Origin of the sequence: Brevibacterium mcbrellneri ATCC 49030, from assembly GCF_000178455.1 — a bacterium.
Lineage (GTDB): Bacteria > Actinomycetota > Actinomycetes > Actinomycetales > Brevibacteriaceae > Brevibacterium > Brevibacterium mcbrellneri.
The window spans coordinates 109,526-134,020 of the sequence record NZ_ADNU01000016.1; the positions used below are offsets into that span (position 1 = coordinate 109,526).

A 24,495-nucleotide genomic window follows, 5' to 3' on the forward strand; every position below is an offset into this window, starting at 1 on the left:
TTATTTTGCTCGCAGGGTTGCTGCGCTTAAACCTTGTGTTGTGATGTGATTATTCGCGACCCTCGTACCGTTTGAGGCCAAACAGTGTGAGAAAAATGAGCCCCACAGCAGTCAGAACGGCAAGCAGAGAGCTCGTCATGTCGATGTCGTCCTGCTGTTCTGTTTGAACTGGTTTGCCTTCGGGGACCTTGGCGAAAACGCGATCGTCATGACTGGTTCCCATCCAGGCAGCAACCATGAGTAGGATCCTGATAAACAAGTTCATGGACAACATGATCGCAATGATGGGACCAAAGAGCGCCGCTGTGGGCGAACCGGAGAAGATGCTGATGAGCACGGTTGCCAGGTTCAACAAGACAGCGAGTGCCAAAGCACCAGTCAAAGAACCGATCGCACGCGTCCGCATGGGGATCTTCTTGTCCGGGATCGTGGTGAACACGAACATGAAGAGTAGCCAGTTCATGGCAACGGTGAGCGCGATTGTGAGGATGTTAAACACGACCGCAAACCAGCCGGGGAGGTCCAGCCAGCTTGCGATTGCGCTCTGCAAACCAGTACCCAGCACGGTCGCGGTCAGCGTGAGGAAAACAAGAACGAGAATTCCCAGGAGCGTATACACGTTGTTGAAGGTGCGCGCAAGGAACGGTTCCTTGGGAATGTCGTCCATGTCGTCGGTGAGCTGCGCCCGAATAGCGTCCTTGAGGTTCCCAATGAAACCCTGAGCCGTGAACAAGGCAGACAGTACACCCACGATTCCAACAGCTTGCCAGTTGTCCAGGAAGTTCTGGAGCATTGCGACGAGTTCATCTTGGCCGGGTGCCGTTTCGGTTATCCAGTCGTTGACGACACCCACCCATTCGGGCTTGAGCACGTCAAGTGTGAAGCCCAGGATCGCGAACGCGAACATGAGGATGGGGATGATCGCAAGAACGAGGAAGTACGTAATCGCAGCGGCGAACTGGTTTCCGAGGCGGGCCCCAAAACGTGTCACCGTGTCCTTGAGGTGAACGACAAAGGGTTTGTTGAGTAGTTGCTGTGAACGTGCAAGCGCTGACGAACGCTTAGTCAGAAGAGCTACGTGTGACATTCAATCCTCGTCAGATTTCCAGAGCGCTAAAGTCTGCGGGGCCCTCGCCCTGATCGTAGATATCTTTGGGGTGACCCACCAGCAAGAGGTCGGGGCGACGTGCGATGCGGCGGTCCTTGTTTGGATAGTCGAACTGTGCGAGCACGTGGCGCATCGCTTCAAGGCGAGCGCGCTTCTTGTCGTTGGACTTCACCACGGTCCACGGTGCTTGAGCCGTGTCCGTGTAGAAGAACATTGCTTCTTTGGCTTCAGTGTATGCGTCCCATTTATCTAAGCTGGCAAGGTCAGTGGGGGAGAGTTTCCACTGTTTGACAGGGTCGGTTGAACGGGATGTGAAGCGGTGGAGCTGTTCTTCTCGCCCAACTGAGAACCAGAACTTAATGATCTTGATTCCCGAGTTCACCAACATGGTTTCGAACTGCGGGCACGAACGGGTGAAGTCGAGGTACTCAGCCGGTGTGCAGTAGCCCATCACACGTTCAACACCGGCACGGTTGTACCACGAGCGGTCGAACATGACGATTTCGCCCGCAGCGGGCAAGTGCTGGACATAGCGCTGGAAGTACCACTGGGTCTGTTCGCGTTCGGTGGGCTTTTCTAGGGCAACAACGCGGGCTCCACGCGGGTTAAGGTGTTCAGTGAACCGCTTGATCGCGCCGCCCTTACCGGCAGCGTCACGTCCTTCGAAGATGATGACAACGCGTTCGCCGGTCTCCTTGATCCACGTTTGAAGCTTGAGGAGCTCAATCTGCAGTTTGCGCTTCTCACGCTCATACGCAGGCCGCGCCATCTTGGTGCGGTACGGGTACCCCTTCTTCCATGCCTTGGACTTTGACTTTGTTCCCTCTACCTGCCTTTGCAAGGAACGTAGAGAGTCAATTTCGTTGGCGAAGTCAGGAATACCTTCAGGGGTCAGCTCAAACTTAGGTGTTTCCTCAGCTGATTCGTTCTGTGAAGCGTCAGCCTTCGTGGAATCAACCTGCTTGGCGTCGGCCTCGACACCGTCTTTCACGTTGTGTGGGGCAGTTGTTTCGGTGTCGTTTGTGGGCGTGTGTTCACTCATACCTTTAAGTCTATATTTTGAAGTACCCAGGTGCCACAAGTGGTGGGACCAGAGCCCGCGTGAAGACCTTTATCGTGCGTTTTCTGGACCGTAAATGTCGTCAATGTAGGAGCTGAAGTCCTTATTGACGATGTGACGCTTCACAGACTGCTTGGCTGAAAGGTACCCATTTTGTTCCGTGAGTTGAGCAGGAACAATCCGGTACTCACGGATCGACTCAGCACGTGAAACCCTGCGGTTGGCCACTTCAATTGCCCGGGAGACAGATTCGTTGATCTTCTCATTGCCAGGCACATCTTCAAGTGACAGAGCAGGAAGGCCACGGTTTTCCAACCAGGCTGGGAGCATTTCCATGTCTGGGAAGATGAGTACCGAAACGAACTTCTTACCTTCACCAATCACGACCGCTTGACCAATGACTGGGTGGCGTCGAAGTTCATCTTCAAACGGGGCAGGAGCAACGTTCTTGCCACCTGCAGTAATAATGAGTTCCTTCTTGCGCCCGGTGACACTGACATATCCGTCTTCGTCAAGCGTTCCAAAGTCTCCCGTGCAGAACCATCCGTCGATAAAAGCGTCCTGGGTAGCTTGCGGGTCGTTGAGGTATTCCTTGAAAACGCTGACACCCTTGGCAAGGATCTCGCCATCAGGAGCCACAGCAACCGTGTTTCCAGGCAGAGGAACGCCCACGGTCCCAATCTTGGACTTCCCGGGCGTGTTCACCGCGATTGGGGCGGTGGTTTCCGTGAGTCCGTATCCTTCGAGAATGTCCACGCCGATTCCCTTGAAGAAGTGCCCCAAACGGAAACCCAGTGGACCGCCACCAGACACGGCGTGCGTTGCCTGTCCGCCCAGAACGGCGCGGAGTTTGGAGTAGACCAAAACGTCGAAGAACTTGTGCTTGGCTTTGAGCCACGGGGACACTTTGCCTTCACTTAAGGCAACGGAATATTGCACGGCAACGGCTTCCGCAGCACGGAAAATAGGTGCTTTGTTCTCAGCTTCAGCCTTTTGCAATGCTGAATTGAAGACCTTTTCAAAGACGCGTGGAACACCCAGAATAAACGTCGGTCGAAACACTCCCAAGGCTTCCGTGAGCCGTGTCAGGTCCGATTCGTGTGCCAGCGTGACACCGTGCAGAATGCTCATCACTTCAATGAACCGGGCGAAAACGTGCGCGGTGGGGATAAACAGAAGGCACCGTGCACCGGGTGTCACCACCTGGTTGATCTGTACTGCGGCACTGGCTGCAGTGTCGACAAAGTTCGCATGGGTGAGAACGCACCCGCGTGAACGGCCCGTTGTTCCCGAGGTGTAAATGATGGTCGCGTCATCGGACTTGCTGCGCGAGGAGCGGGCAGCTTCAACGGCCTCGGCGGTCACATCACGGCCAGCGGCCACAAGTGAACGGCGACCTTCCTCATCCCACACGCTGATGTCCAAGGTTGCTTCGATCCCGCTTGCCTGAGCGGCCTGGGCGACGCGGTCACTGTGGTCTTGAGATTGGGCAACAACAAATGTGAGGTCAGTGTCCTTGAGGATCCACGCCAGTTGATCTTCACTCGACGTGTCATAGAAAGGAACTGACACCCCACCAGCGAACCAAATAGCGAAGTCATATGTGGTCCACTCATAACTGGTGGCTCCGAAAATACCTACCCTGTCACCAGGCTTGATGCCCTTTGCAATAAGGCCCTTGGCTACCTCGACTACTTCGCGGTGGAACTGCTGAGCAGAAATTGCGACCTCGCGGTCGTTTTCCAAAAGAGACAGCATGTGTGCGTGAGGATCTGATGCGACCCGGGCTACAAACACGTCGGTGATGGTGTCGCGTTCTGGCAGGTCAAAAGTTAAAGGCGTGGAAGATGAACTCATCGTTGCGGACATCGAAGCTCCCTGTCGTGTATGCGGCACCATCGGCGTGAATATTCAAGTACCTATCCTACGGGGTGGAGAGGTATTTTCTAAGCTGTACCTACTGACGAGTGAAAGAGTTACGTTGGCGGGCGTGAGATAGCCTAAAGTGACTGTACGTACGCCACGCCACATAAGGCTCGCTATGCAAAGCTGAGTCTTAAAAACCGAAAGGACGCCAATGAGTAACGCTCCCGAGCAGCCCACCTATCGCTACGATGCGCAGCTGGCGGGAGACATTGAACTTAAATGGCAAGACCGGTGGGAAGAAGACGGTACTTTCGCGTCTTCCAACCCGGTAGGTGACTTGGCGAGTGACAACCGCAACTTGGGTGCACCTATGTACCTCATGGACATGTTCCCGTACCCGTCCGGGAAGGGTCTCCACGTAGGACACCCGCTGGGGTACTTGGCAACAGACGTGTATGCCAGGTACCAGCGAATGTTGGGCCGTAACGTGATGCACGCGCTGGGATATGACGCGTTTGGTCTGCCAGCTGAACAGTACGCAGTGCAAACGGGACAGCACCCACGCATCACCACCAACCAAAACATCGACAACATGCGCAGGCAGTTGCGACGCTTGGGGCTGGGCCACGACCCTCGCCGTTCGTTTGCCACAACCGACCCTGAGTTCGTGAAGTGGACACAGTGGATCTTCGCCAAAATTTTTGACGCGTGGTATGACGCCGATGCGGCCAAGGCACGCCCCATCAGTGAACTGATTGAGCAGTTCGAAACTGGTGCGCGTGACACCGGGCGGGGCGCGTGGGCTGAGCTGAGCCCGCGTGAACGTGAAGAAGTTTTGCAAGATTACCGTTTGGCGTATGTGAGCGAATCGCCAGTCAACTGGTGTCCCGGCTTGGGTACGGTGCTCGCTAACGAAGAAGTGACTGCCGAAGGTCGTTCTGAACGCGGTAACTTCCCGGTCTATACGCGCAAACTCAAGCAGTGGAACATGCGAATCACCGCGTACGCCGACCGTTTGGACGCTGACCTGGGCACGGTGGAGTGGCCCGAGGCGGTCAAGCACATGCAGCGCAATTGGATTGGGAAATCTGTGGGTGCGTTGGTGCGTTTCACGGGCCACAGCGTCCCCCAGCTCGAGGTGTACACCACTCGCGCCGACACGCTGTTTGGTGCGACGTTCGCGGTTCTTTCCCCGGAACACCCGCTGGTCGATGAGTTTGTGACTGCTACGTGGCCAGAAGATGTGAACCCCGCGTGGACCCAGGGGGCAGCAACCCCCGCCGAGGCGGTAGCTGAGTACCAGCGTGCCGCGGCAGCGAAGACCCCGGCCGAGCGTCAGGAAGACAAGAACAAAACGGGTGTGTTCACAGGTAGCTACGTGAAGAACCCTGCAACTGGACACAACATGCCCGTGTTTGTGGCCGACTACGTGCTCATGGGGTACGGAACCGGCGCGGTCATGGGTGTGCCAGCTGAAGACAGCCGCGACTGGGACTTTGCGAAGGCATTTGGTTTGCCCTACATTCGCACGGTTGAACCTCCTGCGGATCACGATGAAGATCAGCCGTATTTGGGCGAAGGTCGGAAGATCAATTCGGCGAACGAACACATCGATGTCAACGACGTGGACGTCGACCAGGCTAAGAACCGTGTGGTCCAGTGGTTGGCTGAGCAGGGGCTCGCGCAACAAACCACGCAGTACCGCTTGCGTGACTGGCTGTTTAGCCGCCAGCGCTACTGGGGCGAACCGTTCCCTATCGTCTATGACGAAGAAGGCACACCCCACTTGGTGCCAGAAGACCAGCTACCTGTTGATCTTCCGGAACTCGAGGACTTCAGCCCCAAGACCTTTGAACCAGATGACGTGGACTCTGAACCAGAACCGCCTCTGGGGCGTAACCACGACTGGGTCTCGGTTGAACTGGACTTGGGTGACGGGCTGAAAACCTACACCCGTGAGACCAACACCATGCCCAACTGGGCGGGATCTTCGTGGTATCAGTTGCGCTACGCGGACCCGCACAATAGCAACGCACTTGTGGACCCGGAGAACGAAAAGTACTGGTTGGGCCCACGGGATGACAAGAAGCCAGGCGGTGCGGACCTCTATATTGGCGGTGTTGAGCACGCGGTCCTGCACTTGCTGTATGCCCGCTTCTGGCACAAAGTCCTTTACGACCTCGGGTACATTTCCAGCTTTGAACCGTTCTACAAGCTCATTAACCAGGGGTACATCCAGGCGTACGCGTTTACTGATGCGCGTGGCGTGTACGTGCCAGCCAATGAGGTGGAAGAAAAAGAGAACGGCACATTCTGGTACCAGGGCGAACAAGTCACGCGTGAGTACGGGAAGATGGGCAAGTCGCTTAAAAACATGGTGACACCCGATGAAATGTACGAAGAGTACGGTGCCGACACCTTCCGCGTGTACGAAATGTCGATGGGTCCACTCGAGGTGTCGCGTGCGTGGGAAACCCGCGCGGTCGTTGGTGCGCAACGGTTCCTGCAGCGCGTGTGGCGTCTGGTTGTGGACGAAGATTCCGGCGAACTTAAAGTCACCGGTCAGCCGGCTGACGAAGAAACCTTGCGCGTTTTGCACTCCACTATTGCGGGTGTGCGGGACGACATGGATAACTTCCGTTTCAACACGGTCGTTGCCAAGCTCATTGTGCTCACCAACCACCTCACGAAGGTGGGGGTTTCGCCACGTGACGTCATTGAGCCACTCGTCGTCATGCTCGCACCTTTGGCTCCACACATTGCAGAAGAACTGTGGAGCAAACTGGGGCATGACGACACCATCACGTACGCGCCGTTCCCCGAGGTCGACGAACGTTATCTGGTTGAAGAAACCGTCACGTGCGTTGTACAGGTGAAGGGCAAGGTTCGCGACCGACTGGAAGTGTCCCCGGACATTTCGGACGAAGAGCTCGAAAAGCTGGCGCTTGCCTCGAAGGGTGCCCAGCGTAGCTTGGACGGCGCCGAGGTGCGCAAGGTGATCGTGCGTGCGCCCAAGCTCGTGAATATTGTGCCCATGTAGTGAGGGTGTGGCGAAAGTCACGCGTAATCTTCGTTACGAAGTGCCGTATTCGTGACGTTTACGATCGGGTAAACGTTTACTGTGTAATGCATGAATGTTTCACCCGAAGAGATTCGACTGGCTCTAGGTGTGAGCCCCAGCATCGATCCACGTGGAGCGATTCAGCGTCGCGTCCAGTTCCTGGTCGACTACTGTTTGACCACCGGCACCCGGGGTTTTGTGCTGGGCATTTCGGGAGGGCAAGATTCCACTCTTGCCGGGAAACTGTGCCAACTGGCAGTTGAAGAACTGCGTAGGCGTGATTATGACGCGACGTTCGTCGCGATGCGTCTGCCGTATCGGCTTCAGCAAGACGAACAGGACGCGCAAGACGCACTCGACTTCATTGAGCCCGATCGCGTGGTGACATTCAACATCGGTGAAGCTACCGATGAAGTTTCCAAAGAGTTCACAACGGCGATGGGGCATGAGACCTCGGACTTCAACCGGGGCAACGTCAAGGCCCGGATGCGGATGATCGCGCAATACGCGGTCGCTGGTGATCTGGGACTGTTGGTGGTTGGAACCGATCACGCTGCCGAGGCCGTTACCGGGTTCTATACGAAGTTCGGTGACGGGGGTGCCGACGTCACACCGCTTGCGGGTCTGACAAAACGTCAGGGGCGCGAAATGCTCCAGGAGCTGGACTGTCCGGAACACTTGTATCTCAAGGTTCCAACCGCGGACCTTCTAGACGATCAGCCGGGACAAACGGATGAAAGCGCTCTGGGGCTGACGTATGAGAATATTGATGACTACCTCGAAGGAAAACCCGTCTCAGATGACACAGCATTTACGATCGAGGACAAATATCGTCGAAGCCACCACAAGCGCGTGATGCCTGTGACTCCCGCCGACACCTGGTGGATTCGCTGCTAGAAGCGTTACTAACTGCCACAACGCCACTACAGGTGTGAACCGGCTGCAAGACCCAGCCACACGCTGAGCACGCATGCCAGTAACGTACCTCCCAAATAGAGGACACCGTGAACCGGGCGTTTGCGGAGCGTAAGTTCCAACCACCCCACCATGAGCGTTGAAAACGTGGTGAAAGCGCCACAGAAACCGGTGACGCATACGCTGAACACCGGAAAGTCCACGGTGGCTCCCGTGAGCACACCGGTGAAGAAACTTCCCGCCACATTGATGAGAAACACCGCTGCTGGCCACGACGCGTTCAACCACCGGCTCAAGGCCGTATCGCACGCCCACCGGCACACTGCCCCCACCCCGCCAGCTAGCACGACCGCGATCAGCATGACGACCTCGGCGATGGGCGCACAGCCGAGCCAATCAGCCACCCACTGACGGCGGCACATACGCCAGTCACCAGCGACACCAGAGTGAGGGTGAGTCCACCAAAGCCGGACTGTACGGTCATGAGGGCAAGCGTGGACTGCGTGGTGAGGGACCCGCATATTCCAGCGCCAACGAACAGTTTCACGGGGGTTGCCCACGGGGTTCGCGCATCCACCAGAAGCCCGGAAAGAAAAGCCAGAATGAGCGTTCCCGCGGTATTGACCGTGATGAGGCCCGCTGTTTCACCGAACTGGAAAACCGCGACGCGAACACATGTGCCTAACGCACCACCGGCAAACACCAGAAGAGGTGGGAGGAGACGCGACACTACGAGTCGAGTGAATTTTCGAAGATGACACGTTCAAAGGTTGAGCGTGCTGTCACAAAACTGTTCGCCACGTTCTCACCGTGGTTCTGCGCGCGGCTGAATTCGTGCCAGCCTCCTTCACGCGTGTCGCCAGGTATGACCACGAGTTCATTGGTGTCCTGGTCACTAGGTGCCATCTCTTGTTTGACCCAGTCGCGTAGAGCACTCCCTGTGCGGAAAAGATCCATAAAAGCATAATGAGCGTCGCGGTTGATAAAAGACGCGTGTTTGCTTTGAGACAGGAAGGTCTCGAGGGCGCGCAGTGACTCTTGGCTGAGGGAAGCCACTTGCGACACACGCAATTCCTGAACGAGCCCAGTGTCCTGGGGGAACAGGGACCGAATCCGGGCTGCGTACTCAGCGTCAGGGTTCTGGGGTTCGTCCTCAACCTGGGTGAGTTGCACACGGTTGGACTGCTCATATGCTTGCGTCAGCTCATTGCCCAGCCTGTCGATGCGCGCCTGCGTGGAAGACCATTCGTAGGCCAGTCCCACGACGCCCAGTGCGGTGATGACAGCCGAAATCAGTCCAATGATCCAGGCCACCGAATGTAACGGGGGGATCAGGAACAGGATAAGAGCAAGGACGGCGACTGCAAGGATAAGAGTCGCTGCCCATGAATTCACTAAAAAGTCTCCAAAACGCCTCACGGCTGAAAGTCTAGCGAAAACAGTGTGCGAGATTGTGGACTTCTATACTGATCTGAGGAACAAGCCTCATCAGACATCTAGCCTACGGAACGGAAAAACTTTAATGAGCACAATATCGGTAGTCGGGTGCGGATACTTGGGTGCTGTTCACGCGGCAGCCATGGCGTCGGTAGGACACACGGTGATCGGTGTTGATGTAGACGAAAACAAGGTGCGTGCACTGTCGAATTTTGACGCACCATTTTTTGAACCGGGCCTGCCTGAGCTTCTCAAAAAGGGACAGGAATCAGGAAACCTCACGTTCACGACTGACATTGAACAGGCCAAGCACGCAACGGTCCACTTCGTGTGCGTGGGAACCCCGCAACGTCAAGGCGAATTCGCAGCTGACATGACATATGTCGAGGCGGCGTTTGAATCGGTGGCCACTATTCTCAAGCCCGGTGATGTGGTGGTGGGGAAGTCAACCGTTCCCGTGGGAACAGCCGCACGTATGGAACCTACTGTGACCGAACACGGTGCGGTTTTGGCATGGAATCCCGAATTCTTGCGCGAAGGGCACGCAGTTGATGACACTCTGACCCCTAACCGCATTATTTACGGGGTGCCACAGGGCGAAGCTGGTGAGAAGGCTACCGTTGCCCTTGACGAGGTGTACGCGCACAACCTCGAAACTGACACGCCACGTCTCATCATGGACTACGCAACTGCTGAGCTGGTGAAAACTGCAGCCAACTCGTTCCTTGCGACCAAGATTTCTTTTATCAACGCCATGGCGGAACTGTGTGAAGCCGCCGGCGCTGATGTTACGGTCCTTGCCGATGCGATTGGGATGGACGACCGGATTGGTCGTAAGTTCCTCAACGCGGGTCTGGGCTTTGGAGGTGGGTGCCTGCCTAAAGATATTCGAGCCTTTATGGCTCGTGCCGGCGAACTGGGTGCTGACCAAGCCGTTGCGTTCTTGCGGGAGATCGACTCGATCAACATGCGCCGTCGCGTCCGCATGGTCGACTTGGCGCGTGAGCAGGTCCACGGTTCCTTTATTGGGAAGAAAATTGCCGTTCTCGGAGCAGCGTTCAAGCCGTACAGCGACGATGTGCGCGATTCGCCCGCTTTGGCTGTAGCAGGTCTGATTTCGCTACAGGGCGGTTCAGTCGTTGTGACCGACCCACAGGCGATTGAGAACGCGCGGAAGATGTTTGGGCAGCTCACGTATGCGGAGACGGCAGAAAAAGCCCTGCAAGATGCCGACGTGGTGCTCCTGCTGACCGAATGGCGCGAGTACCGTGACCTTGACCCTGTTGAGGTGGGGAAACTGGTGAAGAACCGGGCCATTGTCGACGGACGCAATGTTCTAGACCCAGTGCAGTGGCGTGAAGCTGGCTGGTCGTACCGCGCTTTGGGTCGCCCGTGACGCGCGGGATTATTGTCGATTCCACTGCTCGCTTAACACAACAGGACATTGAGGAGCTTTCGGCTCACTGTGTTGTGCGAACGGTGGACTTGACGGTTCGTGTGGGGGAAGAAGACCGGCCCGACTCAGACTGGACTCCCCAAGAAGTGTGCGACGGGCTCAGAAACGGGCAACGCGTTTCCACGTCAATGCCTGAGCCTCACGCTTTCACGCAAGCACTCGAGGAGCTTACATCGGCCGGGGTTGACAATGTGCTGATTCTCACCTTGTCTGGCGCGCTGTCGGGAACAGCGGAGTCCGCCCGTACTGCGGCCGCGTCGAGCCCTATCCCCGCCGAGGTGGTTGATTCCCTCACTCTTTCGGCAGGTTTGTTGGGGGCTGTGCGGGTGGCGGCACACACCTCGGGCGTGGAACTTGGGGCCGCTGCCAAGGAGGTTGAGCAGTGGTGCCAGGGGAACACCCGGGTGGCGTTTATCCCCGAATCTTTGGACTGGTTGCGTGCCGGGGGCCGGATTGGGGCAGCGTCAGCGTTGCTTGGGAAGACGCTGTCGATCGTTCCTGTTCTGGGCCTGGCCGATGGGCGTGTGGTGGCGCGTACCAAAGTGCGGACGCGCAGCAAGGCCGTGGCGAAGCTGGCGGACTTTGTGAAGGACTCGTGTGAGCTTCTAGGTGGCCATGGGCCTGTGGATATCGTGGTGGTCCACTCAGAGCAGGACATCGACAACGCCAATGTGGCCGCCCGGGACCTGGTTGATGCCGTCGCCGAGGTGGTCGACAGTCTGGGCGCGAAAGTACAGGCCCGCGTGGAAACACGGGTGGCATCAACAGTGGTGACCGGGCATGTTGGGCCGGGCACAGTGGGGGTTTTTGTACAGTCACGCCCCGGTGGATAGTTCGGCCGTGTAGAAGGCACGCACTGTGTGGATGATGAAGTGGTTTCCACAGAGGCGTTGGTGCGCGATGCGTCAAGTGAGTGGCGTTCATAGGGTGAGGCCATGTCAGCTTCACCAGATGATCGTTTTGCCGGCCTAGTAGGGGCCTCGCATCAGGGGTGGAAACCTGAAGACGACCTTGATGACTTGGTGCCGGGGAACCGGCCCGTGCCCGCGCGCGTGATCATTGTGGCGGTTGCCGTGGTCGTCGTTCTTGCGGTTGTTGGGCTCATCATTTTTACCGCCCTTAAACAGTCACCCGACTCTGGGGGAGAAACTGCTGGGGCCGTTGAGCCTGGGCCACCGGTTGCGTCGGAGGTGGGATCGGAGGTGGGGTCACCTGCGAACTCACCTGCCAGCGAGGTGACTGTTCACGTTGCTGGCGAGGTGAAGAACCCGGGGGTCATGACTCTGCCGGCGGGTTCCCGTGTCACGGATGCGGTCCAGGCCGCAGGAGGAATGACTCACGACGCTGACCCGTCAGCGCTCAACCTGGCACAACCACTTAACGACGGTGAACAGATCAAAGTTCCCAAGGTGGGGGAGCCCGAGGTGTCCGGCGGTGTGTCTGGCTCATCTGATGGGGCTTCAAGCGGTGCGTCAGGCGCTGGCAAAATCAACGTCAATACCGCTTCAGAAAAGGAATTACAGGAGTTGCCAGGAGTGGGACCGGCAACCTCGGAAGCGATCATCAAACACCGGGAAGAGAACGGCAGATTCGAAAGTATTGAAGAGCTGGAGGACGTGCCAGGAATCGGGCCTGCGATCCTTGAACGCCTAACCCCGCTTGTCACGGTGTGAGATGCGCGTCATTCTGAAATATCCGGCCACAGTCCGGCTCGTGGTTGCAGCTACTGCCGCGTGGACGTGCGCGGTTTTTGCGCCTCCTTTGTGGGTAGCCGGTCTGTGCGCAATGGGGGCGAGTGTCGCGGCGATTGGGTGTACGGTGTACGCGCAACGCGGTGAGAGTTCCAGTGCCCCATTCCGAACGACCCTGCGCGCACTGACATTCGTTTTGCTTTTCGCGTGTGGGGCAAGCGGCATCGTGGTGGCCAGTGTGCACGCTCGCAACCCACCTGGGGACATCCGTGGAGAATTCACTGTCATCACCGACCCCACACAACTCGAAGCCGGCGTACACGTCGCCCAGGTTGCCGGGCGCACCGGAGTGCTCAGCGCATTCAGCAGGAAAGAACTCCCCGCAGCGGGTACGCGCATCTACCTAGACACCAACGGCACACGCGATGGACCTCAAACCAAAGCCTTTATCGACACTTGGCACGTCACTGGAACCCCCAACGCTGCCTGGCGCGTCCGGGCTTCCCTCCGCGCCCACTTGCGCGACACCTCGGGACACAGCCACGCAGGCGCCAGGCTACTTCCCGGCCTCGTTGTGGGGGACACCTCGGGGTTGGATGCCACCTCGGAAACCAACATGAAAGCCATGTCGCTCACCCACATCACGGCCGTCTCTGGCTCCAACATCTCTTTAGTGGCACTCACCGTGCTCAGCCTCATGCGCCTTGCCACCAACCGGCGCCTCATCACGGTAGGCGCGGCGGTTGCAGTGACAGCGGGCTACGTGTTCGTCGTAGGGCCCGACCCGTCCGTCATCCGGGCCGCCGGCATGGGGCTTTTAGGCGCAATCGTGCTGGTCCGTGGGACCGGACGCGCCGGCATCTCCATCATCGCAAGCACCGTTGTCGTCCTGCTGGTGGCGCGACCGGAACTCGCAGTATCCGCAGGCTTCATCCTCTCAGTCGCAGGCACCACGGCACTCATGGTGATGGGCGACCCCGTAACGCGCCTCGGAACGCGGCTAGGGTTGCCCAGATTCCTCGCACAAGCGCTCGCAATTCCCCTCACTGCCCAAATCGGCGTGTTCCCCGTAGCAGTCGCTTTGGGGAACCCGCCGAGCGCATGGGCCGTGCTCGCCAACGCAGTGTGCGCCCCTGTAATCGCGCCAGCAACACTCGCTGGCATGCTCGTCCTGTGCACGCAAATGATTCCGTTTGTGAGCGGGGCGATCGCGTGGTTCGGCGCAGTGTGTTCGTGGTGGATACCGGCAGTCGCGCAGTTCGCCGTCACCCTCCCAGGAGCACACAGCGCATGGCCCACCGGCCCCACCGGAATCGTTCTAGCCACGTGTGTGAGTCTGTTGAGCGCTGTGGCGGTGATACTGCGCTCGCGTGTGTGCGCCGGGCTGGCCGCCCTGGCATTGCTGCTGGGAAGCTGTGTCCCGCTGATCGTGGCCCCTCGCTACACCCACTGGGTCGCCGCCGTATGCGATGTGGGGCAGGGGAGCGCAACCGTGATCAAAACGGGGCCGTCCGCAGCCCTCGTCATTGACACCGGCGCCTTTGAGGACAAAATAGACGCCTGCCTCCGCAGTCTGAATGTCACCCACGTAGACCTGGCGCTGTCCCACCTGGATAAAGACCATGTGGGTGCCATAGAAGGAGCGTCCCGAGGTCGCACCTTGGGAACCGTGTATGTGTCACCTGCCGACGCAGGAGGGGCAGAGTTGAGAGCCTTACGCTTACCTGGAACCCCCACCACAGTAGAACAAGGTCAGGTGTTCCAACACGGGCAGACGACGTGGTCAGTCCTGTGGCCCAGGCCCACGCGCAAGCCCGGCTCCAACGCCACCTCGCTGGTCATTCGAGTGGAAGTCGCAACCACCTCGGGCACGGTCTCCTTACTAATTCCCGGGGACGTGGGCAAGGACGAACAGCGGGTGCTTGCTCGTAACATCGAACCTGCCGACATCCTGCTGGCACCTCACCACGGGTCACGCGACCTAGACGAAAAGTTCTTCCGCGCAGTGAAGCCACGTGTCGGGGCGGTATCCGTAGGACCCAACACATACGGACACCCCACCGGGCACGCACTCAGGGCTTTTGGGCCCATTCCCGTATTGCGTACGGATCAGTGCGGAACACTCGTCCTTGACAAAGAAGGGAACTTTACCGGGAGTGAATGTCAGGCACGGCTGTGACGCGTACGGGCGGTGTGACACCCCGTGACTCGGTAGGGTAGGAACGTGGCGAAAAAGAATCTGGTGAGCTGGCTCAAAGCGAAACCGACACCCCTTGCCGTGGTGTCGGGGTCAGAAGCTGTTTTAGTGCGAAAAACGCTGGAACGTATCAGCGCCAAAGTGGATTCGGATGTTGAGCGGGTGCGCTTGGACGCGTCGCACTATGAGCCCGGATCACTCCTGCAAGCGTGCATGGCCAGCTTGTTCTCAGCTCAGAAGTACGTCGTTGTGGACTCCCTTGAGTCGATGAGTGACGACTTCCTTGCCGACGCTCTGTCATATGTAGGCGATGCCAACCCCGACGCCGTGGTGGTCTTTCTTCACGGGGGTGGTAACCGTGGCGCGAAGCTCTTGAAAGCGCTCGCCGCGCAAGGTGCGCCCACGTACGACGCGACACCGCTGAAAACCGATGCTCAAAAAAGCGATTTTGCCACTGGGGAATTTAAACGCGCCGGCCGTTCAATTGAACCCGATGCCTTCGCCTCACTCATGTCGGCACTGTCTGCGGATGTGAGTGAGCTGGCGGCCGGAATCGAACAGCTGCTCTCTGACACGCAAGGCACGATCGACCGGGCCACCGTGGAAAAGTACTACGCGGGGCGAATCGAAGCGTCTGGCTTCAAGGTCGCCGATGCGGCGATTGCGGGGAAGCGCGCAGAGGCGTTGAGCCTGTTGCGGCACGCTCTGGAAACTGGAACTGATCCAGTGCCTTTGGTGGCCACGATTGCTATGAAACTGCGCCAGTTAGCAAAGGTTGGCGGGATGCGTGGAAGTGCAGGTCAACTGGCCGGAGAACTCAAGATGGCTCCGTGGCAGATCGACAAGGCCAGGCGGGAACTCCGGTACTGGAGTCCAGAAGCATTGGGGGATGCGATCATGCTCACCGCGTGGGCCGATCACGCGGTCAAAGGCGGGGGACGCGATCCCGAATACGCAGTCGAACGACTCATCTTGGGTGTAGCGGAGTACGCAAACCAAAAATAATTTTCGGAAAGCACTTGCCAATGTGGAAAGTGGTAGATATTGTGAAACTACATTCCACAACAGCCTGATGGCTGGTTCACACAAGGAGAATCCCCATGGCACATGTAAACCCGGAAAACGTTAGCCCAGAACAAGCGATTGAAGCCCTCAACGTTGTGGACGGCGCGCGCAAATCATTCGACTCCGCCAATAACCTGCCATTAGCGGGACTGCTCATTTCTACTGGAGCAACAGCAACCACGATTCCACTCTTGGTGGCCGTGAGTGAAGAATTCCCTGTCGTTGGTTTCGTCTTCGCGATGGCTCTCATGGTCCCAGGGTTCACGGTGTACACACTCGCCCGCTCGTGGTCCAAGACAGACTCGCCCATTTTCTTCTCGGTTTTAGGTGGCCAGCTGCTGGGGTTCATGGCGGGAGTCATCGGTTGGGGTGCGGGCGCACCTCCGGTCGTCTTGTATGTCGGAGCTGCAGTTTCTTTAGTCGCCACTACAGTGGGAATGCTGATGCTGATGAATCGGGGTAAGTAATGACGGCGCACGCACTTGAACAGTTATCGCCTCTGCTGTCCAACCCCACCCGGCTAGCTTTGGTCGCAGGATTAGACGGTTGCGTGAAGTCGGACTTCCAAACGATCAAGCAACAGCTGTCCGTCACCGACTCCACCCTGTCAAAACATATCGCCGCGCTTGAGAAAGAGGGGCTGGTGGACGTGAAGAAGGGGTTCGTTGGCAAGAAAACAAAGACCACTCTGTCGCTGAGCAGAAAGGGTCGCGAGGTGTTTGAAGCTCACATGCAGGGGCTCAAAGAGATTGCGCGAATGTCTTTTGCCGAAGAAGAGTAAAGCAGGGGGTAAACGGACGCTATCCAAACACAAATGTGGCCCGGTGAAAACCGGACCACATTTGTGTCTGTGCTGAGAAGGTAGCTCTTAGAGAGCGTTGACCTTCTGAGCCAGCTTCGACTTGCGGTTAGCAGCGTTCCGCTTGTGCAGGACACCCTTGGAAACTGCCTTGTCCAGCTTGCGAGTAGCAACAGCGAAAGCGGCCTGTGCTTCTTCAGCGTTGCCGGCTTCGATCTGTTCGCGGACCTTGCGGATCGCGGACTTCACTTCCGAACGCACTGCTACGTTGCGCAAACGAGCCTTTTCGTTGGTGCGGTTGCGCTTGATCTGAGACTTAATGTTTGCCAATTCAACACTCTTCTGTCGAAACGTTCATGGTCGTGAGGGCTCTTGAACCGGATTGAAAACTGCGGGGAAACACAGAGTTCACTAACGGATCAAGCGTGCGAGCACCCGACCTGGGCGAGACACACGCCCTGGTGAACACACAGCCTAAAACCTTACACCATTTACTGCACGGCATCAACGACGCGCGAAAACATGCTCATGGGCATAATGGCGCCTTCGCGCCTGACATCGCGGGCGTCGATGCGGATGACGCGGTCGAGCCGAATTTCAGATGGTCGCTTCTGCTTGTCCCAATCGCCAGTGCCCACGTTGATGTAGCGACTTCCGTGTTCGGACTCACGTACTTCGCCAACTCCACCGGGAACATTGTCTTTGCTGGTGAGCATGAGTCCCAGAAGCCATTTGTTGTCCCGCCCAATAATGAGCACTGGGCGGTCTTTGCCTTGCGTGGGGTCCTCTTCATAGGGCACCCAGCCCCACACGATTTCGCCTGGGTCCGCATCGCCGTCGAGGTCCGGGGAGTAGAGCGGTTTGATGGGGCCCGTGTAGTCGCCGGGGTACCCGCCGTCGGGCTTTTTTGGAAAGCGTTGCTTGGGGCGGTTGCGCTGCGCTTTGCGGCTGGCGGTGTAGTTGCCGCTCTTTCGGCCCGAGGTGGGTTCCGGCTTGCGCTCGTTGGCCTGCGGCTGGTCCTGTTTGGGTGGCTCGGACTTTTGGCCCAGGAGGTCGGTGAGGAGATCGGCATTCTTGGGGTCGCTCAGTTGCCGAGCTGCAAACCTGATGCCTGTTCGAATGCTTGACTGCACGTGTCGCCGAGCGAATGACTTAAAGTCCATGTCTGTAAGCGTACTAGGCCACCGGTTTCTTCGCAGTTGGTGGGCATGAGACAATGAGGAATTGGTCCACTTTCGTCAGGTGGATGTTTTCGCTGTAAAGAAAAGGACGTTTTGCATGCCCAAGGTGAGCGATTCACGATCAATTCAGGTTGCCTCGACCGCGCCGGAGCAGTTGCGCAACTTTTGCATCATCGCCCACATCGACCACGGCAAATCAACGCTTGCTGACCGGATGCTTCAGCTCACGGGTGCTGTGCAGCCGCGTGATATGCGCGCCCAGTACTTAGACCGGATGGACATTGAGCGGGAACGCGGCATCACGATTAAGAGCCAGGCCGTGCGTATGCAGTGGGAGTTTGACGGGACTCCGTATGCGCTCAACATGATTGACACCCCCGGTCACGTGGACTTTACGTACGAAGTTTCGCGTTCTTTGGCGGCGTGTGAAGGTGCGCTTCTGTTGGTGGACTCGGCGCAAGGTATCGAAGCGCAAACCCTTGCCAACTTGTATTTGGCAATTGAAAACGACCTCACCATTATCCCGGTGCTCAACAAGATTGACTTGCCGGCTGCCAACCCAGACAAGTATGCGCAAGAACTTGCGAACTTAATCGGCTGTGAACCAGAAGACTGCCTGCGCGTCTCCGGTAAGACCGGCGAAGGTGTTGAAGCAGTTCTTGACCGGATTGTCCGAGACATTCCCGCGCCTGTTGGCGAGAAGGACGCTCCTGCCCGTGCCATGATTTTCGACTCGGTGTACGACACGTACCGCGGAGTGGTGACGTATGTGCGTGTTGTGGACGGAAAGCTCGAGCCGCGCGAAAAGGTTGAAATGATCTCAACGCACGCGACGCACGAAGTCCTCGAAATTGGTGTGTCGAGCCCCGAACCAGTAGCTTCAGAGGGGCTTGGTGTGGGCGAAGTGGGATACATCATCACGGGTGTGAAGGATGTGCGCCAGTCCAAGGTGGGTGACACCGTGACATCGGCACGCAATCCTGCCCAAGAACCACTAGCTGGTTACCGTGACCCTAAGCCCATGGTGTTTTCCGGTCTGTTCCCCATTGATGGTTCGGACTATCCCAACCTGCGCGAAGCTCTCGACAAACTCAAACTCAATGACGCCGCACTCACATATGAGCCTGAAACATCGGCTGCCCTGGGCTTTGGTTTCCGTTGTGGTTTTTTGGGGCTGTTGCACTTAGAGATCGTCCGCGAGCGTTTGGAGCGTGAGTTCGACCTCGACCTCATTTCGACTGCCCCTTCGGTGGTGTACAGCGTGACCATGGAAGACGGTTCGGAACACACCGTGACCAACCCAAGTGAGTATCCGGAAGGGAAGATCAAAGAGGTTCGCGAACCTATGGTGCGTGCCACTGTTTTGACTCCGTCGGAGTTTGTGGGCGCGGTCATGGAGCTGTGCCAGAACAAGCGCGGGCAGATGCAGGGAATGGACTATCTGTCTGAGGACCGTGTGGAGATTCGTTACCGCATGCCACTGGCAGAAATCGTGTTTGACTTCTTTGATTCGCTCAAGTCCCGCACGAAGGGATACGCGTCCCTCGACTACGACAACGACGGCGATCAGGCGGCCGCGCTTGTCAAGGTGGATATTCTCCTCCACGGCGACAAAGTGGACGCGTTCTCTGCGATCGTGCACAAGGACAAGGCGTACAACTATGGCGTGCTCATGGCGTCCAAGCTTAAGGATTTGATTCCACGCCAGCAGTTCGAAGTGCCCATCCAGGCCGCTGTTGGTTCTCGCATTATTGCGCGTGAAACGATTCGGGCCATCCGAAAGGACGTGCTTTCGAAGTGTTACGGCGGTGACATTAGCCGTAAACGTAAGCTTTTGGAGAAGCAAAAAGAGGGTAAGAAGCGCATGAAGATGGTGGGCTCGGTTGAGGTGCCACAGGAAGCGTTCATTGCCGCGCTGAGCTCTGACGATTCCAAGTCGGAAAAGAAGAACTAAGTGCCTGCTCAGCCTGAGGGTGACGTTCCGCCGCTTGACGGTTCGTTACCTGCTTCTGCGCTCGACTCTTCTCGGACTCTGGCGGCGTACGTTCACGTCCCGTATTGCCGAGTGCGGTGCGGTTACTGCGATTTCAACACGTACACCGCCTCGGAGTTGGGAAAAGGGGCTAACCGCGAAGACTATCCAGACCAGATCGCTTCCGAAATTGATCTGGCGCTACGGGTTTTGGGTGAGCCGCGCGCGTTGAACACGGTGTTCTTCGGCGGAGGTACGCCCACGTTGTTGCCTGCCTCTGTTTTGGGTGGCGTGCTGTCGCAGCTGAAATCGGTGTTCGGGGTTGTAACCGGTGCCGAGGTGACGACCGAGGCGAATCCGGATACGTTGAGTCTGGAGTACCTGAGTGAATTGGCTCGTTCTGGGTTCACCCGAGTTTCGGTAGGAATGCAGTCCGCGGTTGATCATGTGCTGCACACTTTGGACCGGACGCATGACCCGGCCCGCATTCCCGAGGTCGTTCAATGGGTCAAGGACGCCGGCCTGCAGGTGAGTCTGGATCTCATTTATGGCACGCCGGGGGAGTCGTTAGACGATTGGAAGCGCAGTGTTGAGGTTGCGCTTGCGTGCGAACCGGACCATATTTCGGCGTACTCCCTGATCGTGGAGCCGGGAACCAAAATGGGTGCACAGGTCAGGCGTGGCGAGCTGCCCATGCCCGATGAGGACGACCTCGCCGATAAGTACGAATGGGCTGACTCTGCGTTTACAACAGCCGGACTGAACTGGTACGAAGTCTCCAACTGGTCGCGGTCTGTAGACACGCGGTGTGAACACAATATGAGTTATTGGACCGGCGATGACTGGTGGGGCTTTGGGCCGGGTGCTCATTCGCATATTGGTGGAGTGCGCTTTTGGAACGCAAAACACCCACGCGCGTGGGCTGACCGGTTAGCGAACGGGCAATCCCCCGCAGTTGGTAGGGAAGCACTCGACGCTCCCACCCGGGAAGTCGAACGGATTCTGCTCTTAGCTCGCGTCCGTGAAGGTCTGGCCCTCGACTCTCTGCCCTCAGCCGCCCAGAGTCTCATTGAGCGATTTGTGCGTATGGGGTATTTGCACGAAGACCGCACCTGTTTTTCACCCACGCTTTCGGGCCGTCTCATGGTCGATTACATGGTGCGTGAACTGGTCGACACCTTAGATACGTGAAAAGCCTGCGCATACACATGTATGCACAGGCTCTCACTTAGTAGCGATTGCTTACTTAAAAATTGGAATGGCGACAGGAATCTTGTACCCCTGGCCGTCCTTGGCCTTCAGCAGTGCCAAAATCTCATACACCAGTGATCCGATGAAAATCACCGGCGTGAGAAATGCTCCAATGCCCGTCAATGTCAAGATTCCAGCAACGAAGTGCGCGAGCAAAATCGTGATTTGGAAGTTGAGGGACTGAGCTGCGTGGTGACGCACGAACGGCGATTCGTCCTTTTTGATCACGTACAGGATCGCAGGCCCAACAACGTTGGTGAGGATACCCAGAATGTGTACCAGGAGACCCATGGTGCGGTCGTCGTTGCTGGAGTTCCAGTACGATTCGGATCCTGGTCCGTATGCGCTGTCTGGAAGCTCGCTGTCCGCAGGCTGAGTCTGAGGGTAGGGCTGGCCCTGGCCGTTGCTGCCGTATGAATGCCCCTGGCCGGTGTTCCCATACTGTGGCTCATTCGGGTTTGCAGTCCCGTATGCGCTGCCCTGTGATGGTTTTGGCGCTTCAGGTGCGTCTGCAGACTGTGGTGGTTCTGGAGCCTTCGGAGCTTCTGGAGCCTTTGGTGCCTCGGCGTTTGAGTTGTTGGAGGCAGGTCCTGAGCCGAAGCCTCCGGTGGGGTTCGAGCCAAAGCTAGGTGGGCCGTCAGATCCGTGGGGGTTCGTCATTTTTCTCCTTGAGGGTGAGAACAGTCTCTTTTTCAGTATCTACGTTACGTGCATAAATGTGAAGGCGACCGGGGAAATCCCTCCATTTTGTTTAAAAAAATGGACTAACTCGGGTCAACGGTGACGAAGTCGATGAGCTCTTCAACACGGCCAGACAGCGAGTGGTCGAGGTCTGCGATCGTGTTCACTCGGGACAGAATGTGTGCCCAGGCGCGTCCGGTGTCGCCGGGTTGTTCGTGCGGCCACCCCAATCGCCGGCACACGCCCGTCTTCCAGTCTTCACCACGTGGCACTGTTGGCCATTCGGGGATGCCCACGCACTGTGGTTTGACGGCTTGCCATATGTCGATGAACGAGTGCCCGATCACGTGAACAACCGGCCCGAAGCGTTCCTGCACGCGTTGGGCGATGCGGGTTTCTTTTGAACCGGACACGATGTGGTCGGCCAAAACGCCCACGCGATGAGAAGTGTCCGGTTGGAACTGTGCCAGCTTCTCTTCTAGATCATCCAGTCCGCCCAGTTCTTCGACGACGACGCCTTCGATGCGCAGGTCGTCACCCCAGATTTTTTCGACGAGTTGCGCGTCGTGCTTCCCTTCCACCCAGATGCGGGAGCCGCGTGCCACGCGGGCGCGGGCGCCGGGAACGGCCACGGAACCCGAGGCGGTCCGTTGGGGTCGCGTGGGCGTAGTGGCTGTGGGGCGCGTGAGTTCGACTGGTTTACCGTCGATCCAGAACCCTGGTCCTAGCGGGAAGCTTTGCACGTGACCGTTGCGGTCTTCGAGCCGTACCGCGAATCCGCCGGGGGCCTTTTCGACTCCCAGAATTGTGCCCACGAAGCCGGTGCTCACTTCCTCAACAACGAGGCCGCGTTTGGCCGGTACCTTCCGGGAAGTGGGGCGTCGATGGGAACGTGGCCCGCCGGATAACACGTCTGATCCGTAGTTCATCACCCCATTACCCTAGAGGGCGTTTGGTTCCGCTGTCACCCCGGCGTAGAATTGGCACTCGACGACCTAGAGTGCCAGTGGAGGGGGATCCGTGAACGACGATCGGCGAAGTCGTGTCTTGCGCGCAATCGTCGAAGACTACGTTGAGACCAAGGAACCAGTGGGCTCCAAAGCGTTGGTCGAGCGCCACAGTTTAGGTGTTTCGCCGGCCACGATTCGCAACGACATGGCCGCGTTGGAAGCACAAGGTCTCATCGCTCAACCACACACGTCTGCCGGTCGGATTCCTACCGACAAGGGCTACCGCAAGTTCGTGGACACGATCGACGAAATTAAGCCGCTGTCGGCTGCGGAACGTAGAGCGATCACTCGGATTCTCTCTCACCCTGTCGATATTGAAGACATGCTGGAACGTACAGTGCGGCTGCTCGCGGATCTCACTTCGCAAGTGGCCGTGATCCAGTATCCGGTGCGTTCCCGCGAAAAATTCCGCCACCTCGAACTCGTGGACTTAGGTGGCAACCGTCTGCTCGTGGTGTTCATTACCGACTCCGGTCAGGTAGACCAACGCATTGTGGAAATGCGAACCACCATCGACGACTTTGAGCTGGGCACTCTGCGCACCCTGTTTAACAGCGTGTTGGATGGGCGGGCATTAGACGATGTTGCCCCGGCGCTGAGTGTTCTGGATGTTCCCGTTGCGCTGGCCGCTCCCGCGGCAGCCGTCGCCGATGTCGTTGCCGAGTTGGCCTCGGGACGCAGGCAAGAGCGGTTGGTGATGGCAGGAACGGCTAACCTTGCACGCTCCTCGGGCGGGATCTACGAGCATGTTGCCCCGCTTCTGGAAGCATTCGAAGAGCAGGTGGTTCTGCTCAAGCTGCTCGCCCACATGAGCGCTGATGGAGTCAGCGTGAGCATTGGTCACGAGAATCCGGAATCTCTTGCAACGACCTCGGTCATTGCCAGTAACTACGGATCAGAGGACTCCCGCGCCTCCCTTGCCGTGCTGGGACCCACCCGCATGGATTACCCCACAACGATTGCGGCCGTGCGCGCGGTTTCGCGTTACATCACGGTCATTTTGGACAAGTAGATTTTCAACCCACAACTAGATGAGGACACACGTGAGCGATCACTACGAAACCCTGGGTGTTTCCCGCGACGCGAGTGCTGAGGAGATTAAAAAGGCCTACCGCAAGCTCGCACGTAAATACCACCCGGATGTCAACCCTGGCCACGACGATGAGTTTAAAGCGGTCTCGGTTGCCTATGACGTCCTGTCTGATCCACAGAAGCGACGCAACTACGACGCCGGTGGTGGCGAATACGGCCAGCCGGGTGCGTCAGGGTTCGGTGGCTTCTCGGACATATTTGACGCGTTCTTCGGCGGTGGCGGAGGTGCACATCCTGGGCCCGCGTCACGTAAGCGCCCCGGTCGCGACGCGCTGGTGGGCGTGTCGATTGATTTGAAGACCGCCGTATTTGGTGGCACGGAAGACATCTCGATTGTCACCGCTAAACTGTGCGACACGTGCCACGGTGACGGAACGCGCCCCGGCACCTCGCCACAGACCTGTTCGCTGTGTAAGGGAGCGGGTTCCGTGCAACGCATGACCCGCACACTCATGGGACAGATGGTCACCAACCAGCCGTGCAACAACTGCGGTGGTTACGGCACCATCATTGCTGACCCGTGCCAGTCGTGTAACGGTGACGGTCGCGTGCGCGCAGAAGAAACCCTGTCAGTCAAAATCCCAGCAGGTGTCAAAGACGGAACCCGGATTCTGCTGTCCGGCCGTGGCGAAGTGGGACCCGGTGGTGGACCT

The 24,495-nt window shown here is 57.8% G+C and carries 23 protein-coding genes; 13 read left to right on the forward strand and 10 right to left on the reverse strand.

Annotated elements, in window-relative coordinates; translation table 11 throughout:
* Nucleotides 1-49: 49 nt before the first annotated feature.
* The 3 genes from HMPREF0183_RS02540 to HMPREF0183_RS02550 all read right to left on the reverse strand — a co-directional run bounded on the left by HMPREF0183_RS02540 (nt 50) and on the right by HMPREF0183_RS02550 (nt 4,037).
* On the reverse strand, nt 50-1,087 hold the full coding sequence (locus HMPREF0183_RS02540; RefSeq protein ID WP_005882503.1) for a YhjD/YihY/BrkB family envelope integrity protein: 1,038 nt from the start codon (nt 1,085-1,087) through the stop codon (nt 50-52).
* A 10-nt stretch (nt 1,088-1,097) separates the two neighbouring features.
* The gene (ppk2, locus tag HMPREF0183_RS02545; protein ID WP_005882505.1) at nt 1,098-2,150 is read right to left on the reverse strand and encodes a polyphosphate kinase 2; all 1,053 of its coding nucleotides are present in this window, start codon (nt 2,148-2,150) and stop codon (nt 1,098-1,100) included.
* 69 nt (nt 2,151-2,219) lie between these two features.
* Nucleotides 2,220-4,037, reverse strand: a complete 1,818-nt coding sequence (locus tag HMPREF0183_RS02550; RefSeq protein WP_005882508.1) for an AMP-dependent synthetase/ligase — start codon at nt 4,035-4,037, stop codon at nt 2,220-2,222.
* A 208-nt stretch (nt 4,038-4,245) separates the two neighbouring features.
* Here HMPREF0183_RS02550 and leuS point away from each other — a divergent pair, with 208 nt between their 5' ends.
* The gene (gene leuS / locus HMPREF0183_RS02555; RefSeq protein WP_005882510.1) at nt 4,246-7,074 is read left to right on the forward strand and encodes a leucine--tRNA ligase; all 2,829 of its coding nucleotides are present in this window, start codon (nt 4,246-4,248) and stop codon (nt 7,072-7,074) included.
* A 90-nt stretch (nt 7,075-7,164) separates the two neighbouring features.
* Entirely contained in the window at nt 7,165-7,992 is an 828-nt protein-coding gene (gene nadE, locus HMPREF0183_RS02560; RefSeq protein ID WP_005882511.1) for an ammonia-dependent NAD(+) synthetase, read from the forward strand.
* Between the two features lie 26 nt (nt 7,993-8,018).
* Here nadE and HMPREF0183_RS02565 read toward each other — a convergent pair whose 3' ends face one another.
* The 3 genes from HMPREF0183_RS02565 to HMPREF0183_RS02575 are packed head-to-tail and all read right to left on the reverse strand — an operon-like array spanning nt 8,019 to nt 9,429.
* Nucleotides 8,019-8,414 (reverse strand): fluoride efflux transporter FluC, encoded by a 396-nt coding sequence (locus HMPREF0183_RS02565; protein WP_169309653.1) that lies wholly within the window; start codon nt 8,412-8,414, stop codon nt 8,019-8,021.
* A complete protein-coding gene (locus HMPREF0183_RS12010; RefSeq protein ID WP_050775318.1) occupies nt 8,366-8,740 on the reverse strand; it encodes a fluoride efflux transporter FluC in 375 nt (124 codons plus the stop codon). Before HMPREF0183_RS12010 ends, HMPREF0183_RS02565 begins: the two co-directional genes overlap by 49 nt.
* A complete protein-coding gene (locus HMPREF0183_RS02575) occupies nt 8,740-9,429 on the reverse strand; it encodes a hypothetical protein (RefSeq protein WP_040347724.1) in 690 nt (229 codons plus the stop codon). The genes HMPREF0183_RS12010 and HMPREF0183_RS02575 overlap by 1 nt, the downstream gene beginning before the upstream one ends.
* A 103-nt stretch (nt 9,430-9,532) precedes the next feature.
* Between HMPREF0183_RS02575 and HMPREF0183_RS02580 the strand changes: the two genes are divergently transcribed.
* The 7 genes from HMPREF0183_RS02580 to HMPREF0183_RS02610 all read left to right on the forward strand — a co-directional run bounded on the left by HMPREF0183_RS02580 (nt 9,533) and on the right by HMPREF0183_RS02610 (nt 16,637).
* Nucleotides 9,533-10,843 carry a UDP-glucose dehydrogenase family protein gene (locus tag HMPREF0183_RS02580; RefSeq protein WP_005882518.1) on the forward strand — a complete coding sequence of 437 codons (1,311 nt, stop codon included), beginning with the start codon at nt 9,533-9,535 and terminating at the stop codon, nt 10,841-10,843.
* On the forward strand, nt 10,840-11,736 hold the full coding sequence (locus tag HMPREF0183_RS02585) for a DegV family protein (protein ID WP_005882520.1): 897 nt from the start codon (nt 10,840-10,842) through the stop codon (nt 11,734-11,736). The genes HMPREF0183_RS02580 and HMPREF0183_RS02585 overlap by 4 nt, the downstream gene beginning before the upstream one ends.
* 102 nt (nt 11,737-11,838) lie before the next feature.
* Nucleotides 11,839-12,576, forward strand: coding sequence for a helix-hairpin-helix domain-containing protein (locus HMPREF0183_RS02590; RefSeq protein ID WP_005882522.1), 738 nt, complete (start codon nt 11,839-11,841; stop codon nt 12,574-12,576).
* Nucleotide 12,577: 1 nt separating this feature from the next.
* Entirely contained in the window at nt 12,578-14,773 is a 2,196-nt protein-coding gene (locus HMPREF0183_RS02595) for a ComEC/Rec2 family competence protein (RefSeq protein WP_005882524.1), read from the forward strand.
* 45 nt (nt 14,774-14,818) lie between these two features.
* Nucleotides 14,819-15,796, forward strand: a complete 978-nt coding sequence (holA, locus tag HMPREF0183_RS02600) for a DNA polymerase III subunit delta (RefSeq protein ID WP_005882526.1) — start codon at nt 14,819-14,821, stop codon at nt 15,794-15,796.
* A gap of 95 nt (nt 15,797-15,891) precedes the next feature.
* A complete protein-coding gene (locus tag HMPREF0183_RS02605) occupies nt 15,892-16,323 on the forward strand; it encodes a hypothetical protein (RefSeq protein WP_005882529.1) in 432 nt (143 codons plus the stop codon).
* Entirely contained in the window at nt 16,323-16,637 is a 315-nt protein-coding gene (locus HMPREF0183_RS02610; protein WP_005882531.1) for a transcriptional regulator, read from the forward strand. Before HMPREF0183_RS02605 ends, HMPREF0183_RS02610 begins: the two co-directional genes overlap by 1 nt.
* 87 nt (nt 16,638-16,724) lie before the next feature.
* On the opposite strand, the gene rpsT is transcribed toward HMPREF0183_RS02610, so the two are convergent.
* The gene (gene rpsT / locus HMPREF0183_RS02615) at nt 16,725-16,985 is read right to left on the reverse strand and encodes a 30S ribosomal protein S20 (RefSeq protein WP_005882532.1); all 261 of its coding nucleotides are present in this window, start codon (nt 16,983-16,985) and stop codon (nt 16,725-16,727) included.
* A gap of 161 nt (nt 16,986-17,146) precedes the next feature.
* Entirely contained in the window at nt 17,147-17,818 is a 672-nt protein-coding gene (locus tag HMPREF0183_RS02620) for a type II toxin-antitoxin system PemK/MazF family toxin (protein ID WP_005882534.1), read from the reverse strand.
* Nucleotides 17,819-17,933: 115 nt separating this feature from the next.
* Between HMPREF0183_RS02620 and lepA the strand changes: the two genes are divergently transcribed.
* Both lepA and hemW read left to right on the forward strand, forming a co-directional pair.
* Nucleotides 17,934-19,790, forward strand: a complete 1,857-nt coding sequence (lepA, locus tag HMPREF0183_RS02625) for a translation elongation factor 4 (protein ID WP_005882536.1) — start codon at nt 17,934-17,936, stop codon at nt 19,788-19,790.
* Nucleotides 19,791-20,999, forward strand: a complete 1,209-nt coding sequence (gene hemW / locus HMPREF0183_RS02630; protein WP_005882538.1) for a radical SAM family heme chaperone HemW — start codon at nt 19,791-19,793, stop codon at nt 20,997-20,999. It abuts the gene before it with no gap.
* 51 nt (nt 21,000-21,050) lie between these two features.
* Here the strand turns inward: hemW and HMPREF0183_RS12015 are convergent, their stop codons facing one another.
* Both HMPREF0183_RS12015 and HMPREF0183_RS02640 read right to left on the reverse strand, forming a co-directional pair.
* The gene (locus tag HMPREF0183_RS12015; RefSeq protein ID WP_005882540.1) at nt 21,051-21,719 is read right to left on the reverse strand and encodes a DUF4870 domain-containing protein; all 669 of its coding nucleotides are present in this window, start codon (nt 21,717-21,719) and stop codon (nt 21,051-21,053) included.
* Between the two features lie 104 nt (nt 21,720-21,823).
* A complete protein-coding gene (locus HMPREF0183_RS02640) occupies nt 21,824-22,669 on the reverse strand; it encodes a DUF3097 domain-containing protein (RefSeq protein ID WP_040347770.1) in 846 nt (281 codons plus the stop codon).
* Between the two features lie 91 nt (nt 22,670-22,760).
* On the opposite strand from HMPREF0183_RS02640, the gene hrcA reads away from it, so the two are divergent.
* Nucleotides 22,761-23,762, forward strand: coding sequence for a heat-inducible transcriptional repressor HrcA (gene hrcA / locus HMPREF0183_RS02645; protein WP_005882543.1), 1,002 nt, complete (start codon nt 22,761-22,763; stop codon nt 23,760-23,762).
* Nucleotides 23,763-23,793: 31 nt separating this feature from the next.
* A partial coding sequence (locus HMPREF0183_RS02650; protein ID WP_040347726.1) for a DnaJ domain-containing protein occupies nt 23,794-24,495 on the forward strand: 702 nt, incomplete at its 3' end.

What these genes read in the sequence shown, in the direction of transcription:
- HMPREF0183_RS02540 (WP_005882503.1), bottom strand. Translation starts at nt 1,087, where the DNA reads ATGTCACACGTAGCTCTTCTGACTAAGCGTTCGTCAGCGCTTGCACGT.
- ppk2 (WP_005882505.1), bottom strand. Translation starts at nt 2,150, where the DNA reads ATGAGTGAACACACGCCCACAAACGACACCGAAACAACTGCCCCACAC.
- HMPREF0183_RS02550 (WP_005882508.1), bottom strand. Translation starts at nt 4,037, where the DNA reads ATGTCCGCAACGATGAGTTCATCTTCCACGCCTTTAACTTTTGACCTG.
- leuS (WP_005882510.1), top strand. Translation starts at nt 4,246, where the DNA reads ATGAGTAACGCTCCCGAGCAGCCCACCTATCGCTACGATGCGCAGCTG.
- nadE (WP_005882511.1), top strand. Translation starts at nt 7,165, where the DNA reads ATGAATGTTTCACCCGAAGAGATTCGACTGGCTCTAGGTGTGAGCCCC.
- HMPREF0183_RS02580 (WP_005882518.1), top strand. Translation starts at nt 9,533, where the DNA reads ATGAGCACAATATCGGTAGTCGGGTGCGGATACTTGGGTGCTGTTCAC.
- HMPREF0183_RS02590 (WP_005882522.1), top strand. Translation starts at nt 11,839, where the DNA reads ATGTCAGCTTCACCAGATGATCGTTTTGCCGGCCTAGTAGGGGCCTCG.
- HMPREF0183_RS02595 (WP_005882524.1), top strand. Translation starts at nt 12,578, where the DNA reads ATGCGCGTCATTCTGAAATATCCGGCCACAGTCCGGCTCGTGGTTGCA.
- HMPREF0183_RS02605 (WP_005882529.1), top strand. Translation starts at nt 15,892, where the DNA reads ATGGCACATGTAAACCCGGAAAACGTTAGCCCAGAACAAGCGATTGAA.
- HMPREF0183_RS02610 (WP_005882531.1), top strand. Translation starts at nt 16,323, where the DNA reads ATGACGGCGCACGCACTTGAACAGTTATCGCCTCTGCTGTCCAACCCC.
- HMPREF0183_RS02620 (WP_005882534.1), bottom strand. Translation starts at nt 17,818, where the DNA reads ATGGACTTTAAGTCATTCGCTCGGCGACACGTGCAGTCAAGCATTCGA.
- lepA (WP_005882536.1), top strand. Translation starts at nt 17,934, where the DNA reads ATGCCCAAGGTGAGCGATTCACGATCAATTCAGGTTGCCTCGACCGCG.
- HMPREF0183_RS12015 (WP_005882540.1), bottom strand. Translation starts at nt 21,719, where the DNA reads ATGACGAACCCCCACGGATCTGACGGCCCACCTAGCTTTGGCTCGAAC.
- HMPREF0183_RS02640 (WP_040347770.1), bottom strand. Translation starts at nt 22,669, where the DNA reads ATGAACTACGGATCAGACGTGTTATCCGGCGGGCCACGTTCCCATCGA.